The sequence below is a fragment of the Terriglobus roseus genome, assembly GCF_900102185.1.
Classification (GTDB): domain Bacteria; phylum Acidobacteriota; class Terriglobia; order Terriglobales; family Acidobacteriaceae; genus Terriglobus; species Terriglobus roseus_A.
The window spans coordinates 1,061,204-1,076,741 of record NZ_LT629690.1; the positions used below are offsets into that span (position 1 = coordinate 1,061,204).

At 56.1% G+C, this 15,538-nt stretch carries 13 protein-coding genes; 8 read left to right on the plus strand and 5 right to left on the minus strand.

Translation table 11 applies throughout. The features are described from left to right. Window positions 1-29 precede the first annotated feature (29 nt). On the plus strand, window positions 30-1,367 hold the full coding sequence (locus tag BLT38_RS04495) for an inositol-3-phosphate synthase (protein WP_083346913.1): 1,338 nt from the start codon (window positions 30-32) through the stop codon (window positions 1,365-1,367). Between the two features lie 273 nt (window positions 1,368-1,640). Here BLT38_RS04495 and BLT38_RS04500 read toward each other — a convergent pair whose 3' ends face one another. Next, complete coding sequence (locus tag BLT38_RS04500) at window positions 1,641-2,441, minus strand: 3-keto-disaccharide hydrolase (RefSeq protein ID WP_083344116.1); 801 nt, start codon at window positions 2,439-2,441, stop codon at window positions 1,641-1,643. A 146-nt stretch (window positions 2,442-2,587) separates the two neighbouring features. Between BLT38_RS04500 and glgX the strand changes: the two genes are divergently transcribed. Together glgX and BLT38_RS04510 are read left to right on the plus strand one after the other, a co-directional pair. After that, a complete protein-coding gene (gene glgX / locus BLT38_RS04505; protein ID WP_083344117.1) occupies window positions 2,588-4,717 on the plus strand; it encodes a glycogen debranching protein GlgX in 2,130 nt (709 codons plus the stop codon). Window positions 4,718-4,809: 92 nt separating this feature from the next. After that, complete coding sequence (locus BLT38_RS04510; RefSeq protein WP_231966739.1) at window positions 4,810-5,811, plus strand: ThuA domain-containing protein; 1,002 nt, start codon at window positions 4,810-4,812, stop codon at window positions 5,809-5,811. 96 nt (window positions 5,812-5,907) lie between these two features. Here the strand turns inward: BLT38_RS04510 and BLT38_RS04515 are convergent, their stop codons facing one another. Then, complete coding sequence (locus BLT38_RS04515; RefSeq protein ID WP_231966740.1) at window positions 5,908-6,411, minus strand: TlpA family protein disulfide reductase; 504 nt, start codon at window positions 6,409-6,411, stop codon at window positions 5,908-5,910. A gap of 22 nt (window positions 6,412-6,433) precedes the next feature. On the opposite strand from BLT38_RS04515, the gene BLT38_RS04520 reads away from it, so the two are divergent. The 4 genes from BLT38_RS04520 to folE all read left to right on the plus strand — a co-directional run bounded on the left by BLT38_RS04520 (window position 6,434) and on the right by folE (window position 9,203). After that, window positions 6,434-7,615 (plus strand): glycosyltransferase, encoded by a 1,182-nt coding sequence (locus BLT38_RS04520; protein WP_083344120.1) that lies wholly within the window; start codon window positions 6,434-6,436, stop codon window positions 7,613-7,615. Between the two features lie 71 nt (window positions 7,616-7,686). Beyond that, window positions 7,687-8,100 carry a 6-pyruvoyl trahydropterin synthase family protein gene (locus tag BLT38_RS04525; protein ID WP_083344121.1) on the plus strand — a complete coding sequence of 138 codons (414 nt, stop codon included), beginning with the start codon at window positions 7,687-7,689 and terminating at the stop codon, window positions 8,098-8,100. Continuing rightward, the gene (locus BLT38_RS04530) at window positions 8,100-8,558 is read left to right on the plus strand and encodes a 6-carboxytetrahydropterin synthase (RefSeq protein WP_083344122.1); all 459 of its coding nucleotides are present in this window, start codon (window positions 8,100-8,102) and stop codon (window positions 8,556-8,558) included. Before BLT38_RS04525 ends, BLT38_RS04530 begins: the two co-directional genes overlap by 1 nt. 24 nt (window positions 8,559-8,582) lie before the next feature. Further along, on the plus strand, window positions 8,583-9,203 hold the full coding sequence (folE, locus tag BLT38_RS04535) for a GTP cyclohydrolase I FolE (protein WP_083344123.1): 621 nt from the start codon (window positions 8,583-8,585) through the stop codon (window positions 9,201-9,203). A 64-nt stretch (window positions 9,204-9,267) separates the two neighbouring features. Here folE and BLT38_RS04540 read toward each other — a convergent pair whose 3' ends face one another. Both BLT38_RS04540 and BLT38_RS04545 read right to left on the minus strand, forming a co-directional pair. Then, complete coding sequence (locus BLT38_RS04540) at window positions 9,268-12,690, minus strand: carboxypeptidase-like regulatory domain-containing protein (RefSeq protein WP_083344124.1); 3,423 nt, start codon at window positions 12,688-12,690, stop codon at window positions 9,268-9,270. A 375-nt stretch (window positions 12,691-13,065) separates the two neighbouring features. After that, window positions 13,066-13,740 (minus strand): PadR family transcriptional regulator, encoded by a 675-nt coding sequence (locus tag BLT38_RS04545; protein WP_083344125.1) that lies wholly within the window; start codon window positions 13,738-13,740, stop codon window positions 13,066-13,068. Between the two features lie 163 nt (window positions 13,741-13,903). On the opposite strand from BLT38_RS04545, the gene truB reads away from it, so the two are divergent. Then, window positions 13,904-14,779: a tRNA pseudouridine(55) synthase TruB gene (truB, locus tag BLT38_RS04550; RefSeq protein WP_083344126.1), complete on the plus strand. Its 876-nt coding sequence runs from the start codon at window positions 13,904-13,906 to the stop codon at window positions 14,777-14,779. 10 nt (window positions 14,780-14,789) lie between these two features. Here the strand turns inward: truB and BLT38_RS04555 are convergent, their stop codons facing one another. Further along, entirely contained in the window at window positions 14,790-15,527 is a 738-nt protein-coding gene (locus tag BLT38_RS04555) for an arylesterase (protein ID WP_231966741.1), read from the minus strand. Window positions 15,528-15,538 lie beyond the last annotated feature (11 nt).

The following is a 15,538-nucleotide window of genomic DNA, read 5'->3' on the forward strand; positions in this document are numbered from 1 at the left end:
CGTTGCCCATGAGCATTGAGGAGAAGCAGATGGAGCAGGCAGCAACGCAGCCGAAGGCAACGGATATTGCACCCGCGAAGGGAAAACTGGGCGTGATGATGCCGGGTATGGGCGCGGTGGCCACCACGATGATCGCCGGTGTGGAAGCTGTGCGGCGCGGCATGGCGAAGCCCGTGGGATCGATGGCGGAGATGGGCACGATTCGGCTGGGGAAGCGCACGGAAGATCATTCGCCACTGATCAAGGACTTTGTTCCGTTGGCGAAGTTGGATGATCTTGTGTTCACGGGATGGGATATCTTCGGCGGCAACCTGTTCGATGCTGCGAAGACTGCGTCGGTGTTGGACCGCGATCAGTTGGAGGAGATGCGTCCGTTTCTTGAGGGCATTGAACCGATGCCTGCGGCGTTTGATCAGCGCTATGTGAAGCGGTTGGATCCGAAGAAGATCAAGACGGGAAAGAACAAGTGCGATCTTGCGAATCAGATCCGCAATGACATTGCAGAGTTCAAGAGCAAGACCGATCGACAGGTGATGATCTGGACTGGATCGACCGAAATCTTTCTCAAGGAGAAGGCAGTCCATCAGACACTGGCTGCGTTTGAAAAGGGATTGGTGGAAGACGACGAGGACATTGCGCCGTCGATGCTGTATGCGTGGGCGTGTTTGAAGGAAGGTGTGCCGTTCATTAACGGTGCGCCGAACCTGACGTGTGATATCCCTGCGTTGCGTGAGTTGTCGAAGCAGGCTGGCGCGCCGATTGCCGGTAAGGATTTCAAGACAGGGCAGACGTTTATGAAGACGGTGCTGGCGCCTGCATTGAAGGTTCGTTACCTGGGATTGAATGGATGGTATTCGACGAACATTCTGGGCAATCGTGATGGTGAAGTGCTGGATGATCCAGACAACTTCAAGACGAAGGAAGAGTCGAAGCTGGGCGTGTTGGAATACATTCTGCAGCCGGATAAACATCCCGACTTATATGGCGATATCTTCCACAAGGTGAGGATTAATTACTATCCTCCGCGCGGCGATAACAAGGAAGGTTGGGACAACATCGACATCTTTGGATGGATGGGATATCCCATGCAGTTGAAGGTGGACTTCCTGTGCCGCGATTCGATTCTTGCTGCGCCGCTCGCGTTGGATCTTTGTTTGTTTATGGATCTGGCTGCGCGTACGCCGAGTCTGAAGCATCTTGGGATTCAGGAATGGTTGAGCTTTTACTTCAAGGCTCCGGATGCTGCTCCTGGCATTCATCCTGAGCATGATCTGTTCATTCAGAGCATGAAGCTGAAGAACACGCTACGCCACGTTATGGGCGAAGACCTGATCACGCATCTTGGGCTGGAGTATTACTCGGAATAAGTGCGTCGATACTTCTCACACCAGCGGCGTAACATCTCAGTGGAGAGTGAGCGATGTTAAGGCTTCTGGACTCTGTGATCTTAATCGCGTGGTATGGCTTCGTTCTATGCGGATCCATCATGGCACTCGTCCGGATGAGTCGAGGTCAGGTTCATCACGGAGGACAGGCGGCGGGACTGCCTGAACGGTGGAGACGTTGGATGCTCGATGAACGCATCGAAGAGAAGTAGGTTTGAAGTTGAGCGGAGGCTGCCCTGCCGGCAGCCTCCTTTTTTATTGCAGATCTTTCAGCCACAGATTGCGGAAGGATATTTTTACCGTTCCCGAGCCTGCGGTTTGCAGCGCGATGAGGCCTTTTTCGCGAAGCTTTGTTGTGTCGTCGTCAATGAAGACGGCCATGACGTGGCCGTTGAGAATGTGTGTGAGGACGTGGCCGCGCGCGATGATTTCCATCTGATTCCATTCGTTGGGATGCCAGTAGCCACCGAGTTCTTCTCGCGTGCCTACGACGGCGATGCGTTCCATGGGCTTGCCTGTTTCTGCGTGGACGACTTCGCTGCGTGATGCGACGATGATGCGTCCGTGACCATCGACAACTTGTCCGGTGTAGTTGCCGATGAAGTTTGCATCGCATTGATAGCCGCCAACGATGTAACGCGGATCGGCCTGCGGCATGGCGGGTGCACCGGGACGTGGCGGCGTTGGTGGTGCGATGTAACTGCGATATTGAATGCCGCTGTCGGCGGTGACACCTTGCAGCTTGATTTCAAGACGCAGATCGAAGTCTGCGGGTTCCTTGCCTTGCAGGATGAGGAAGGTTTCGGGATTGCGTCCGCCTTCCGGCGATTTGTATTGGCCGACGATGGCGTTGTCTTCCACGCTCCATACTTTTGCATCGCCTGCCCAACCGGAGAGTGTGCTGCCGTCGAAGAGTGACGTGTAACCGTCGTGATTATTCCAGTCAGTTGGAACGGCTTGCGGTTTTGGTCCGCCTGTGGGACGCGGTGTCGCTGGTGATTGCGCCATGAGAGCTGCCGAAGAGAGCACGAGGACAGACGTGTAAATCCAACGCATTACCGGAGATTCCTTGCAGTGGAAGTTGATGAAACGACACCACTGTACGCGCGGCGGCGTTGCTGTGGAAAGTGCGCGCCCATCCCCTCAGAGCAAAGGTGCATCCCATAGGGGGATTTCGCAGACACAAAGGAATTGGAAAGTTAATGAGCCGAACTGTTCTTCCCGGCGTTCCCTATCCATTGGGAGCCACTTCTTCATCACGCGGCACAAATTTTGCGGTGTATTCCGAAAACGCAACTGGACTCTCTGTTTGTTTTTTTGATGAGGAGGACAAACAGACTGATTGCATTGAACTAAAAGAACGCACAGCCTTTGTTTGGCACGGGTTGGTGAAAGGCATTAAGCCAGGACAACGCTATGGCTATCGTGTGGAGGGTCCGTGGGAGCCGGAGAAGGGGCTACGATTCAACTCCGCGAAGCTGCTGTGCGATCCGTACGCGAAGGCGCTGACGGGCGAGGTGGATTGGAAAGCGCCGATCTTTCCGTATGACGTGATTAGCGGTGACGATCTGAAGAAGGATGATCAGGACTCTGCGGCGGGTGTGCCGAAGTCTGTGGTGATTGATCCGAAGTTTGACTGGGGGGATGATTGTCCTCCGCAGACGCTGCTTGCGGATTCAGTGATCTACGAGGTGAATGTTCGCGGATTTTCAAAACAGAATCCTATGGTGGAAGAGAAGCTTCGCGGGACGTATGCGGCTTTGGCGTCGGAGGCGAGCATTAACTACTTCAAGATGTTGGGTGTTACGGCGGTGGAATTGCTGCCGGTGCATCACTTCATTGATGAAGGCCACCTGATTGATCGTGGATTGCGCGATTATTGGGGCTACAACACGCTCAGCTATTTCGCTCCCATGTCGCGCTACAGTTCTTCGGGCGATACCGGCGGACAGGTGCGTGAGTTTAAAGAGATGGTGAAGAGCCTGCACGCGGCAGGCATCGAGGTCATCCTGGACGTGGTCTACAACCACACGTGCGAAGGCAATCGCCTGGGGCCGTCGCTGAGCATGAAGGGAATTGATAACACGACGTATTACCGGCAAGTGGTGGATAATCCGCGGTATTACATGGATTACACCGGCACGGGCAACACGCTGAACGTGATGCATCCGCAGGTGTTGATGCTGGTGATGGATTCTCTGCGCTATTGGGTGACGGAGATGCACGTGGATGGTTTCCGTTTTGATCTTGCGGCTACTTTGGCACGCGATCAGGATGGCGTCTCGAAGCTGTCAAGCTTCTTCAACGTCATCCATCAAGACCCGATCTTGCAAAGCGTAAAGCTGATTGCAGAGCCATGGGATGTGGGTGAAGGCGGCTACCAGGTTGGTAATTTCCCTGTGCTGTGGGCGGAGTGGAATGGTCGCTATCGCGATACTGTGCGCAGGTTCTGGAAGGGCGATGAAGGATTGTTGTCAGACTTTGCTTATCGCATTACGGGATCAAGCGATCTGTATCAGCAGGATGGACGCAGGCCATATGCGTCAATCAACTTTGTTACCGCGCATGACGGCTTCACGTTGACAGACCTTGTCAGTTTTAACGGCAAGCACAACGAAGCCAATGGCGATAACAATACCGATGGCGCCGACAACAACGATAGCTGGAACATGGGCGCGGAAGGGCCAACGGACGACGCAGGCATTAACGAATTGCGCGAGCGGCAGGTGCGTAATTTCCTGGCGACGCTGGTGTTGTCGCAGGGCGTGCCCATGATCTGCGGTGGCGACGAGGTGGGTCGTTCGCAACGTGGCAACAACAATGGTTACTGCCAGGACAACGAGATCACCTGGTACGACTGGAAGCTGGATCCTCCTCGCAAGCGATTGATGGATTTCACCACGAAGCTGATTCAGTTGCGCAAGAACCATCCGAATCTGCGGCGCAGGAAGTTCTTTCAGGACCGTACGATTCGAGGTTCCGTGGTGCGTGATATTGCGTGGTTCAACTCAAACGGCGAGGAGTTCCATGAAGAAGATTGGGGCGCCGGATGGCAGCGTTCGCTTGGCTTCATGCTGAACGGCAATACCTTAGGCGTTACGGATGAGGATGGTGTACCGCTGAAGGACAACAGCTTCCTGTTCATGGTGAATGCCGCGGCAGACGGCGTGGAGTTTACGTTGCCGCCACCGCCGGGAGACACGCCGTGGCACCAGGTCTTGGATACACAGAACGTCGATGATCCGTTTGCCGAATCCGATATCGGTGACAAGGTGATTCTGGGCGGGCGTTCGTTCCGGGTATTCTGCGATGGCCGACCGAAGCTGCAATAGCGCCATCTTGCGGTGATGTGGAGAAGCGGCGTTGACGCGCCGCTTTTCACATTGATACGGTTCAGAACGTTACCGAAATCCCTGGAGGAACCGTGATCCGTCCGCTTGCTGCTGTTGCCTGTCTGCTATTCGCCACCTGTGCTGTTGCGCAGGATTCCACTGTGCTGTTGAAAGAGAAGACGGTGCCCAGCCCGGGGCGTCCGCAATCGATTAAGGATGGCGTACAGATTCAGAAGTCGCAGTTGGAAGACTACGTGGCCATGCTGGATAACCTGCCGCTGACGGCTCCGGCAAAGCCGAAGCAGGCGCGCAAACTGCTGATCCTGTGCAAGGCTGCGGGCTTCTTCCATTCGTCGATTCCGCTGGCTGCGGAGACGGTGAAGGCGATGGGCGAGAAGACTGGCGCGTATACCGCGACGATCACCTACGATTCTGCTGATATCAATGCGGCGAACCTGGCCAACTACGACGGTATTTTCCTGGATAGCACCACGCTGGAATTCCTTGGTGATCCCAAGGACCCGGTAACCGATGCCCGTAAGAAGGCGCTGATGGACTTTGTGCGCAGCGGTCATGGCATTGCCGGCATTCATGCTGCGGGAGACACGTATCACACGGTACCGGCGCGTGATTCGGGGCTGAAGCCGGAGGGGACGTGGCCGGAGTTCAACAAGATGATTGGCGGCTTCTTTAAGTTTCACTGGGTGTATCCGCAGCCAGTTTGGGTGAAGATTGACGATCCGAAGAGCCCGCTGACCGCGATGTTCCATGGCCGCGAGTTTGAGGTGCACGACGAGATCTATACCTTCCTGCAGGAGTCGTTCAGCCGCAAGAACGTGCACGTGCTGACAAGTGTGGACTACTCGAAGATGTCCGCAGAGGACAAGGCGAAGGAGCCTGCTGCGACGAAGCGCACGGATGGCGACTACGCGTTGAGCTGGATCCATCGCGAGGGCAAGGGGCGCGTGTTCTACGAGGCGCTAGGGCATAGCGAACACATCTATGCCATGACGCCGATCATGACGCATGTGCTGGCGGGTATTCAGTACACGCTGGGTGATTTGCCTGCGGATGATGCGCCGAGCGTGAAGTAACCGGAATCCCACGTCTCAAAATCGAGACGTGGGGCACCCGCCTTCTGTTGTGCGAAGGGCCCGGCTAACGCCGGGCCCTTTCACGATTGAGGCGTTTTAGATTTTGTCGAGATAGTTCATGATTTCGGAGTTTGTCCACTCCTGCGGGCCGATGAATTTGCGGCGGATGTTGCCCTGGCGGTCGATCAGGAAGGTCTCCGGTACACGGACGGAACCGTACTTGAGGTTGGCTCCCTGCGTGCCGTCGCGGGCGCTGAGCAGGTTGATGCTGTATTGCTGCAGGAACTTGTTGTAGGCGTCGGGGTCGTCGTCAATTGAGACAGCGACGACCTGGATATCCGGGCGGAGGGCCTGGAGGCGCTGCAAGCTGGGCAGCTCGTCGATGCAGGGCGCGCACCATGTGGCCCAGAAGTTGAGCAGAACGACTTTGCCCCGGAACTTGCTCAGTTGGATGGACTGCGCACCGTTCTGGACGGTGAAATCAGGCGCGACTTCGGCGATTTGCTGAGGGTGGTCGCCACGGTTGCAGCCCGCGAAAAGGGCAGGGGCCAGCAGGCTGGCGGACAGAATCAGGGAACGGGAGGCGACGCGGAATCTCACGCTTCCTATAATACGAAGGCGCATGAGTGACGATCAGAACAAGACGCCGGATTTGACCAAACCGGCTCCGAAATTTGAGTTTCGCTTTGACGGTAGCCCTTCGGCCGCTTCGGCGCGGCGGGAGGCGGCTGCGTCCTCAAAGATTGTGGAAGATGAGCCTTCCACGCACGCCCTGACGGTGCTGATCCCGGCGCGGAATGAAGAGCTAAACATTAGCGGCTGCATGGAATCGCTGCTTCGGCAGAGCGAGCCGGGGTTTGAGCTGGGAAAGCACTGGCATCTGCTTGTGATCGATGACAGCTCGACCGATGAGACGTTTGCCATTGCGTCGAAGCTGGCGGCAGGGCGCGATGGGGTAGAGGTGCTTCGTGCTGAGCCGCTGAAGTCGCAGCGTAAGGGATTTACCGGGAAGAATGCGGCGTTGTGGCTTGGCGCGCAGCAGCCGGTGGCGCAGACGGCGAAGTGGCTGTTGTTTACGGATGCGGATACGCTGCATGAACCGAACTCGCTGCACAGGGCCATTGTGGAGGCGGAGCGGCACGATGTGGCTCTGTTGAGCTATTCGCCGAAGCAGATCAACGCGAACCTGGCGCAGCGCGCGGTGATGCCGCTGATCTTTTCGGAGCTTGCGAGCACCTATCCACCGAAGAAGGTGAGCGATCCTTCGAGTCCGATTGCGGCGGCGAATGGGCAGTTTCTGTTGGTGCGGCGGCAGGTGTATTTCGATATCGGCGGGCATAAGGCTGTTGCAGCCGAGGTGCTGGAAGATGTCGTGCTGGCGCAGAAGGTGAAGCGTCGGCATGCGATTCGTTTTCGCTATGCGGCGGAGGCGGTGTCGGCACGGATGTATCGGACGACGTCGGAGATGGTGGAGGGCTGGACGAAGAACCTGGCTCTGCTGTTCCGCAATCCGCTGTTCATGGCTTTTATTGCGCTGCTGAACTTTGTGCTGCTGCTGGGGCTGCCGCTGCTGCCGTTTGTGTGGCCGAACCTGGTGTATTGGCAGGTTCTGGCGATTGCGATTCTGTGGCTGCGGGTGGTGGTGCGGTACTTCGGACGGGTGGGGCGGTCGAATGTGCCGTTTGTGGATCGCGTGCTGAGTATTGTGGCGCTGCCGCTGTTTGCGCTGTTGCTGTTCCGGTCGTGGCAGAAGGTGAAGATTGCTCGTGCCGTGGTTTGGAAGGGGCGGGAGTACACGACTTAACTGCCTGTTGGGATTGATGTTTGCCCATGAAACGGTTCGGGGTGTTCCGACATCCAATACACTGACAAACGATGATTTACCTGACCCGCAAAGCCGATTTTTCTTCCGCGCACTTCTATCGCAACCCTGATTGGAGCGAGGAGAAGAACCTTGCTGTCTTTGGCAAGTGTGCCAATGCGAATGGCCACGGGCATAACTACACGCTGGAAGTGACGGTGGGTGGTGAGGTGGATCCGGTCACCGGATTTGTGGTGGACCTGAAGCTGTTGAAAGACATTCTGGAAGAGCAGGTGGTCAGTGTGTATGACCATCGCCACCTGAATTACGAAGTGCCGGAGTTTGCTTCGACGGTGCCGACTACGGAGAACATTGCGGTGGCGATCTGGCGTCGGCTGGATGGGAAGATTCCCAATGCGAAGCTACATCGCGTGCGCGTGTACGAGATGGATGACCTGTTTGCCGATTACTACGGCGAGGAGGCTTAATGGCTCCGCTGGCATACTTCTCGCGGCGCTATCGGTTTTCTGCGATGCACCGCCTCAATGCACCTTCGCTTTCGGTGGAACAGAATCGCGACACGTATGGGAAGTGCAACAACCCTTTTGGGCATGGGCACAACTACTTTGTGGAAGTGACGGTTGCGGGGCCGATTGATCCTGTCACCGGTTTTGTAGTGGATATGCCGAAGCTGGATGCGTTGGCGAGGCGTGAGTTGATGGACAGGTTCGATCAGGTTTCGATGAATGATGATCCAGTGTTTGCTAGTGATTTCGTGCCTTCTACAGAGAACCTGACGATTGAAGTGGAACGCATCTTCCGCAGCGAAGTGCCGAAGTTGGATGCGGCGGGAAAGTTGCGGCTGCATGCGATACGGATTGAAGAGACGGCGAACAACAGTTTCGACCTGCCGTCAGATAACAGGACGCAGCCGTTGCTTTCGTAGCTGCGCGTGAAAGAGTCTTGATTGATGGAAGATAGTCGTTTGGAGACACATACTGCTGTTGCAGATCCCACGCTGGAGCTGCATGCAGCGAGTACAGAAGACATTCACCGCGAATTACTGCGTCGGCTTGGGGAAGACCCCGCTCGCGATGGATTGATCAAGACCCCGGAACGCATCACGAAAGCGATGACGTATCTGACGCAGGGTTATGAACAGAGCGCAACAGAGATTCTGCGCGGTGCGCTGTTCGATGTGGACTATGACGAGATGGTCATTGTTCGCGACATTGAGTTCTACTCACTGTGCGAGCATCACATGCTGCCGTTCTTCGGCAAGGCGCACATTGCGTACATCCCCAAGGGCAAGGTGATTGGCCTGAGCAAGGTGGCTCGGCTGGTGGATGTGTATGCGCGTCGTCTGCAAGTGCAGGAGCGCATGACACGCGAGATTGCTGACGCAATTGTTGAGGCGATCCATCCGCAGGGCGTGGCTGTGATTCTGGAAGCGCAGCACCTGTGCATGATGATGCGTGGTGTGGAAAAGCAGGGAAGCATGACGTCTACTTCGACGATGCTGGGATGCTTCCGCGAAAGCGCGCAAACTCGGAATGAGTTTCTTTCATTGATTCGTCGGTCATCGATCTAAGCCGAGTGTCTGAAAAGAAGAATGCCCCGATCCTGCTTAGGATCGGGGCATTTTCGTTGGTTGGTTAGAACTCGATCTTCGCTTTCAACTGAAGAATACGAGGTGAGTCATCGCCGCCGACACCGCTGAAGATACCCGACGGGTTCACTGTGGAAGTGACCACAGCAAAGGATGTCGAGGAGAAGGAGCCGGTGGGGCGCGAGAAGTTAAGGTGATTCAGGACGTTGAATGCCTGAGCGGAGACTGAGAACACGCCGCCTTCCCAGTGCAGCGGGAAAGACTTTGTGACTGCAAGATCGGTGCTGATGTACTTAGGTCCGCGGAACGCATTGCGAACATAGGCTGCATTGACGGAAGCCACATTGCTCTGTCCTGGAAGAGAGCTGGAGAACTGTGACTTCTGCAAGCAGACCTGTTTGCCGTAGTTGCATGTAGCCTGACCGCCACCCAAATATGTAGGCAGAATGCTTCCGCCATACGCACCGTTTGTATAGGTGGAGATGGTGGAGGACAGCGCCGTGTCTACCGGTGTGAACGGAAGGCCAGAGTAGGCAAATGCCGCACCGGAGATCTGCCATCCACCGTAGAAGAAATTCTTGAACGGTAGACGATAGACGTAGTTGATGACCAGGTTATGACGTTCATCTGTGGTGGATGGTCCATAGCTCAGGTTCGGGTGATAGGGATCGACCGGAGCACCGATGTCTGTTGTGCCGGTTGCGGTGGAGGTGGAGAAACCATTGGCACCCGTATCAAGCTGCTTGCCAAGGGTGTATCCGGCGGTGATGAGGCTTCCGCTCAAACCAAACTTATGCGTCGCCGTGATGATGACGCCGTTGTAGTTTGAGGAGCCGCCCGAAGCGTAGTAGTACACCGTACCAAAGCGTGAGTCAGGCTGCGCTGTGGGCAGACCAACAATGTAAGGTTTGGCTGAGGTGGCTGCTGCTGCGCTTGCCGCGGGTGAGTACGCGTTCAAGCCCGCATTGGTATACGGCTGATGGAGTGCGTGGTTTCCGAGGTAGTTGATGGAGAGCACATCCCAACGTCCGAACTGCTTCTGTACTTCAAGGTTCCACTTCTCGATATACGTCATGCGGAAGTTGGGTTGCGACGTATAGACCGACGGTGGTGTGAAGAACTTCTGCAGTGCGGTGGGAAGGCTAGCCTTGATGCTGGCAACTGTTCCGCCGTTTGTGATGCCTGACGAGAAGGCTGAGTTCAATGCAACGGCATCGTTGAACAGGTTGCTGCCTTCCGTGTTGGCAAGGTTGTCGCCGCTGATGGAGGAGAAGGTGTTCTTCGTTGGCGGGTTCTTGGCTAAGCCTTCGAGAATGCTTCCGGCAAGACCGTCATAGAAGAGGCCGAAACCACCACGGACGACCATGCTGTCATGCATGATGGGCGGGTTGTAAGCGAAGCCGATGCGTGGCTGCCATTCGAGCTTCTGCAGTCCGTACAGCGTCTCCTTGTTGTTGAAGCTGTATGCCTGGTTGTATGGCACGGACGCGTCGTGGGTCAGTTGGAACCACGGCGATGACAAACGCGTGATGCAACCGCTCAAGCAGCTGATGTTGCCCTGATGTTCCAGTCGCAGAGCGAAGGAGAGGCTCAAACTGCGGAACGCCTTCCAGTTGTCTTCTGCGTAGGCTGCCCACTGGTTATAGCCAACCGGGTAGTTAGGACGCAACGGGAAAGCCTGCGTGAAGGTTGTGACCTTGCCGCCCGGCGTATCCACACCACCGTTGATGAAGGCGCCCATGGTTTGTGCGGAGATGTTAGGCACCGTGTTCGCGGTGAAGTAGTGATCGTTCTCCTTGATGTAGTAGAACTTGCCGCCAAACTTCAGTGTGTGTGCGCCAGCATCGAGAGCGAAGTCGTCCTGCACCTGAACGGTGGTGATGTTACGTCCCGTGGGGAAGCTTGCATTGCTGCCACCAAGGCCCGTCAATGAGCTATCTGCGAAGCCCAACTGTGCAGGGAAGACTGCAAGCGAGGCATTCAGATCTGCTGGTCCAAACAAGGCTCCGTACCAAAGGCCAGCAAGGATGACGCTGTTGGTGGCCTTCGTTCCGAAGATATGCGTTTCATTCAACTGGCCGCTGTGCTGGGGCTGAATGCTGATCGCGTTAAAGGCAGCGCTGACAGGATCAGTTGTTGTGGGCTGCGTACCGGAGTCGTGCTCGTAACGAACGAACATCTTGTCGTGCGGACTGAGTACCGCGTCCGTACGGAAGATCATCAGTGCTTCATTTGCGTATGTCGTCGCCGTTGACGAATAGTAGTTGGTGCAGGCACCGGCTGTGGTTCCGAGTGCTGCCATGTCTGTTGCATTCAACGTGCCGCAGCCCGTTGATAGCGCGTAAGCAGAGCTTGCATTGGGATTGCCGGTGGACGCGCCGGGTGCATTGACAGGCACACCGTGCGAAGCGCCAGCAGCGTTATAGATGTTGAACATATTCTGGTAGAACGGGATCGACTTCGACAGTCCGTTCGCGGCCAGCTTCTTTAACGTGTACGTCTGCAGGTTTTGCGATGGCAGAAGTACAGTGACGGGCGTTGCGGGAATGATGGCTCGCAGACCTTCCGCGTCGGCAAGGAAGAAGAGCTTGTCATGGCCGTCGAACACGTGAGGAATCACGACAGGGCCGCTGATCAACGCTGACCATTGGTTTGCATTCACAAATGAACGCGGCGTGATGTTGCCCGGACCTGCCTGCTTGTGCGCGTACGTGTTTGCGACGAGCGAACGTCCAGTCCAATACCAGCTTGCATTGCCATGCAGACGGTTGGACCCGCTCTTGGTGACAAAGCTGGCTGTTGCGCCTGCAAGGCCGCCGTACTGACCTGAGTAACCGTTTGCAATGATCGACGCTTCCTGCACGTCGTTCAGGCCCAGCGTGAGGTTTGACGCACCCGAGTTGTTCGCGTTGTTGTACGGGTCATTGAAGTTCTGACCGTCAATCTGATACAGCGTGCGGGAGCTGGTGCCGAAGCCCGTGTTGAAGCCAGGCGTGATCTTGGTTTCAAAGAGGAGGTTGTTGCCAGAGTTTGGAACTTCTTCCACCTGGATCTGGCTGACCGTTGTGGCAACGTTGCCGTTCTCTGCGTTGATCAGGCCAGCAACAGCCTGCACTTCGACGGTTTGCGATTCACTACCAACGGCGAGCTTCAAATCTGCAGAGGCTACCTGCGACGAGTTCACGGTGATGGTGGAATCCAGCTGGGCGAATCCAGACTGCTCGACATGAATGTCATAGAGTCCTGGTGCGAGAAGATCGAAGCGATAGGAGCCAGACCCAGAGCTTTTTACTGTTCGCGAGGTGTGCGTCTTCTGGTCAGTAAGACGGACGGTGGCACCGGAGATGACTGCTCCCGATTGGTCGCTGACTACGCCACCGATAGCACCAGTTGTTGTTGTTTGCGCAAACGCAACGGTTGCGCTCAAGGATAACGCCGTAACGGCAAAGAGTGCCGGAATACGACTCATTGCACTACCTCCTTCAATACGTTCAAAGTGAAGCGTGTCCGAGTGTCAGGAACTGCTCAGGTAATTGACCTGAACGGCGATTTTTGAATGAAGCAACAGGTATGGCAAAACCTTCCCGCAGGTACGCGGCAAAGGAAGCACATCGCAGCATGGCCGATGTACATAAGCAATCATGGCCAACCAGAACGGTGGCGCATGATGTGGCACTGAGTTTTGGGATTGCTGATTAGTTACTTATCACGAATGCTGCGTGAAATTTCAAAAAATGATTTCAGCGTTTGAAATTTCTGTGAGGACAGGCAGAGAGGGATTTGTTACATGGGGAAATACGTCAGGGTTCCCATGTGTGATGGGAACCCTGTTTGTTGAGAGCGATTAGATTTCGCGGATGGCTTTGGCTGCGTTCTGCAATAGTTCGGCAACCTTCCTAACTTGTTCCGGCGTGCTGTCGTCGCGGCGGATGCGGTCGCCGATTGCTTCGCGCAATGCACCCATGGCTTCCATGATCTCTGGCGAACGGCCGCGAGCAAATCCGCGTCCGGCAGCTTTCATCAGGTGTTCCAGTTCGTTCAGGCGTTCCTGATTTTCGTTCAAGAATGCCTTGCCCTCGTCGGTGACTGAGTAGACCTTCTTACCCGCTTCGTTGAGGGTGGCGACTGTGAAGCCCTGCTCCTCGAGCATGGTGAGCGTGGGGTAGATCACGCCCGCGCTGGGACGATAACCACCCGCCATAAGCTCTTCCAGTCGCTTGATGAGCTGGTAACCGTAAGCCGGTTCCTGGGCCAGTTCGCGCAGGATGACCAGACGCATCACGCCACTGTCGAACAGGCGTTCGCGTCCGCCACCAAAACCTCCGCGACCTTTGCCGAAGGGGCCGAAGCCCTCTCCGAATGGGCCTCGCGGTCCGCCAAAGCGTCCGTGGCGACCACCGGGAAAGAATCCTTCGCGGCCTTCTGCGTATTCTCCGGCAAAGCGGTCACCGCACCGTCCACGACGGTCTCCGCGATGGAATCCCCGAGGATCGGGGCAGTGCATAGAAAACTTAAACATTTCGTACCTCCTTCTCGCGATATATCGTGAGATATATCTTAGATACTCCCTCTCGTGTTCGGATGCAAGATATATCGCAGAATATTTTCACAGCTGCCGCAGGGTGAGCGTCAGGGCATCGTTCGGTTTCCCGAGGGAACGGTGGTCTAATGGAAAGGTTGCAATGAACGGCCTTCTGATTTTCGATAAACCCTCCGGACTCACCTCTCACGATGTTGTTTCGCTGGTACGGCGTGCCAGCGGGGAACGCTCTGTTGGCCATTTGGGCACGTTGGACCCTATGGCGACGGGAGTTTTGCCGCTGTTGCTGGGGAAATGGACCCGGCTGGCGCAGTTTTTCAATGCGGCCGATAAGCAGTACACCGGGACTATTCGCTTTGGTTTTGCGACGGATACCTATGACTCTGAAGGTCAGCCCGCGGGTGAGGCGCAGCCTTTGCGCGCTTCGCTGGAGGAATTGCGTGCGTTAAGTGCGCGTTTTCACGGGACGATTGACCAGGTTCCGCCTGTTTTTTCTGCCAAGAAGATTGGTGGAGTTCCGGCACATAAGCTGGCGCGGCAGGGCAAGGAAGTGGCCGTGAAGCCGGCGCGCATTACGATTCACAACTTTGAGCTGACGGGGCTGGAGGGCGATACCTCCAGCTTTGCCATGCACGTTTCATCGGGTGGCTATGTGCGTTCCGTGGCGCATGAGCTGGGTCAGCTTGCCGGTTGCGGCGCTCATCTGTCTTCGCTGCGCAGAACGCAGGCGGGTGTGTTCACGCTGGCGGATACGGTGACGCGCGAGCAGTTGATTGAAGCGGCAAATGCAGGTACGGTGCAGGAATTGATGCGGCATCCTCGTTCTGTGCTTCCGGAGATGCCTGCAGTGACTGCGGATGAAGGTTCGCAGACGAAGCTGCGCAACGGCATGGCGGTGAATCTGCCAGAGTTTTCTGATGCGCCGCTGGTGCGGATTTTCAGCGGTAGCAAGGAATTGCTGGGCATTGGCAAACGTGTGGCCGGAACACTGATCCAGCCACACGTAAACATTGCTTAGGATGCCAGCGTTACTTCTTCAGCATCGGTTGGATTAAGTTGAGGACGTTCTTTGCCACCTGCTTGCAGCCTTGCGCTGTGGGGTGAATGCCGTCTGATTGAATGCTGCCGGGCACTCCGTAAACATCCTGCAGAACGAATGGAAGCAGCGGTACAGAGTACTTCTTTGCGAGTACCGTGTAGGTCTCGTTGAAGTCCTTGATGTATGGCGCGCTGTACTGCGGCGGCAATGTAATGCCTGCAAGCGCTACCTGCGTACCTGTGTGGGTGAGGCGCCCAAGGATGTCATCGAGGTTCTGACGTGAGTTGGCCACGGGAACTCCGCGCAGGCCGTCGTTGCCGCCAAATTCCACGACTGTGATCGCGGGCTTCATGGCCAGAACGCGGTCAATCCGCGCCAGTGCGTCCTTGGTGGTGTCGCCACTGATGCCCATGTTGACCACGCGGTAGTGGTAGCCAGCCTTATCTAGCTCGCGCTGAAGATCGGCGGGATAGCTGCTGTCGACGTCGACGCCGAGCCCTGCGGTGAGGCTGTCGCCAAAACAGGCGATCACGGGCCGGCCGTCATCCACGTCATTTGTGGAGGCGATGGCCGCATCAGACTTCAATTGCATGGAGGCTGTTGGCGTAGCGCCACCGTTTTTGCTGTCGGTAGCACGGTCACGATGCTTGGGTTCGCAGCCCGTTAACAGGAACATTACTGCCACGGCAAACGTACAGATAAGTGTGAAGGGGGAACGCTGTATCATCGACCTCAACT

Excerpts from the sequence above, each read along its gene's own strand:
- BLT38_RS04540 (WP_083344124.1), bottom strand. The coding sequence starts at position 12,690 with ATGAGTCGTATTCCGGCACTCTTTGCCGTTACGGCGTTATCCTTGAGC.
- BLT38_RS04520 (WP_083344120.1), top strand. The coding sequence starts at position 6,434 with ATGAGTGACGATCAGAACAAGACGCCGGATTTGACCAAACCGGCTCCG.
- BLT38_RS04525 (WP_083344121.1), top strand. The coding sequence starts at position 7,687 with ATGATTTACCTGACCCGCAAAGCCGATTTTTCTTCCGCGCACTTCTAT.
- BLT38_RS04495 (WP_083346913.1), top strand. The coding sequence starts at position 30 with ATGGAGCAGGCAGCAACGCAGCCGAAGGCAACGGATATTGCACCCGCG.
- BLT38_RS04555 (WP_231966741.1), bottom strand. The coding sequence starts at position 15,527 with ATGATACAGCGTTCCCCCTTCACACTTATCTGTACGTTTGCCGTGGCA.
- BLT38_RS04500 (WP_083344116.1), bottom strand. The coding sequence starts at position 2,441 with ATGCGTTGGATTTACACGTCTGTCCTCGTGCTCTCTTCGGCAGCTCTC.
- BLT38_RS04545 (WP_083344125.1), bottom strand. The coding sequence starts at position 13,740 with ATGTTTAAGTTTTCTATGCACTGCCCCGATCCTCGGGGATTCCATCGC.
- folE (WP_083344123.1), top strand. The coding sequence starts at position 8,583 with ATGGAAGATAGTCGTTTGGAGACACATACTGCTGTTGCAGATCCCACG.
- BLT38_RS04530 (WP_083344122.1), top strand. The coding sequence starts at position 8,100 with ATGGCTCCGCTGGCATACTTCTCGCGGCGCTATCGGTTTTCTGCGATG.
- truB (WP_083344126.1), top strand. The coding sequence starts at position 13,904 with ATGAACGGCCTTCTGATTTTCGATAAACCCTCCGGACTCACCTCTCAC.
- glgX (WP_083344117.1), top strand. The coding sequence starts at position 2,588 with ATGAGCCGAACTGTTCTTCCCGGCGTTCCCTATCCATTGGGAGCCACT.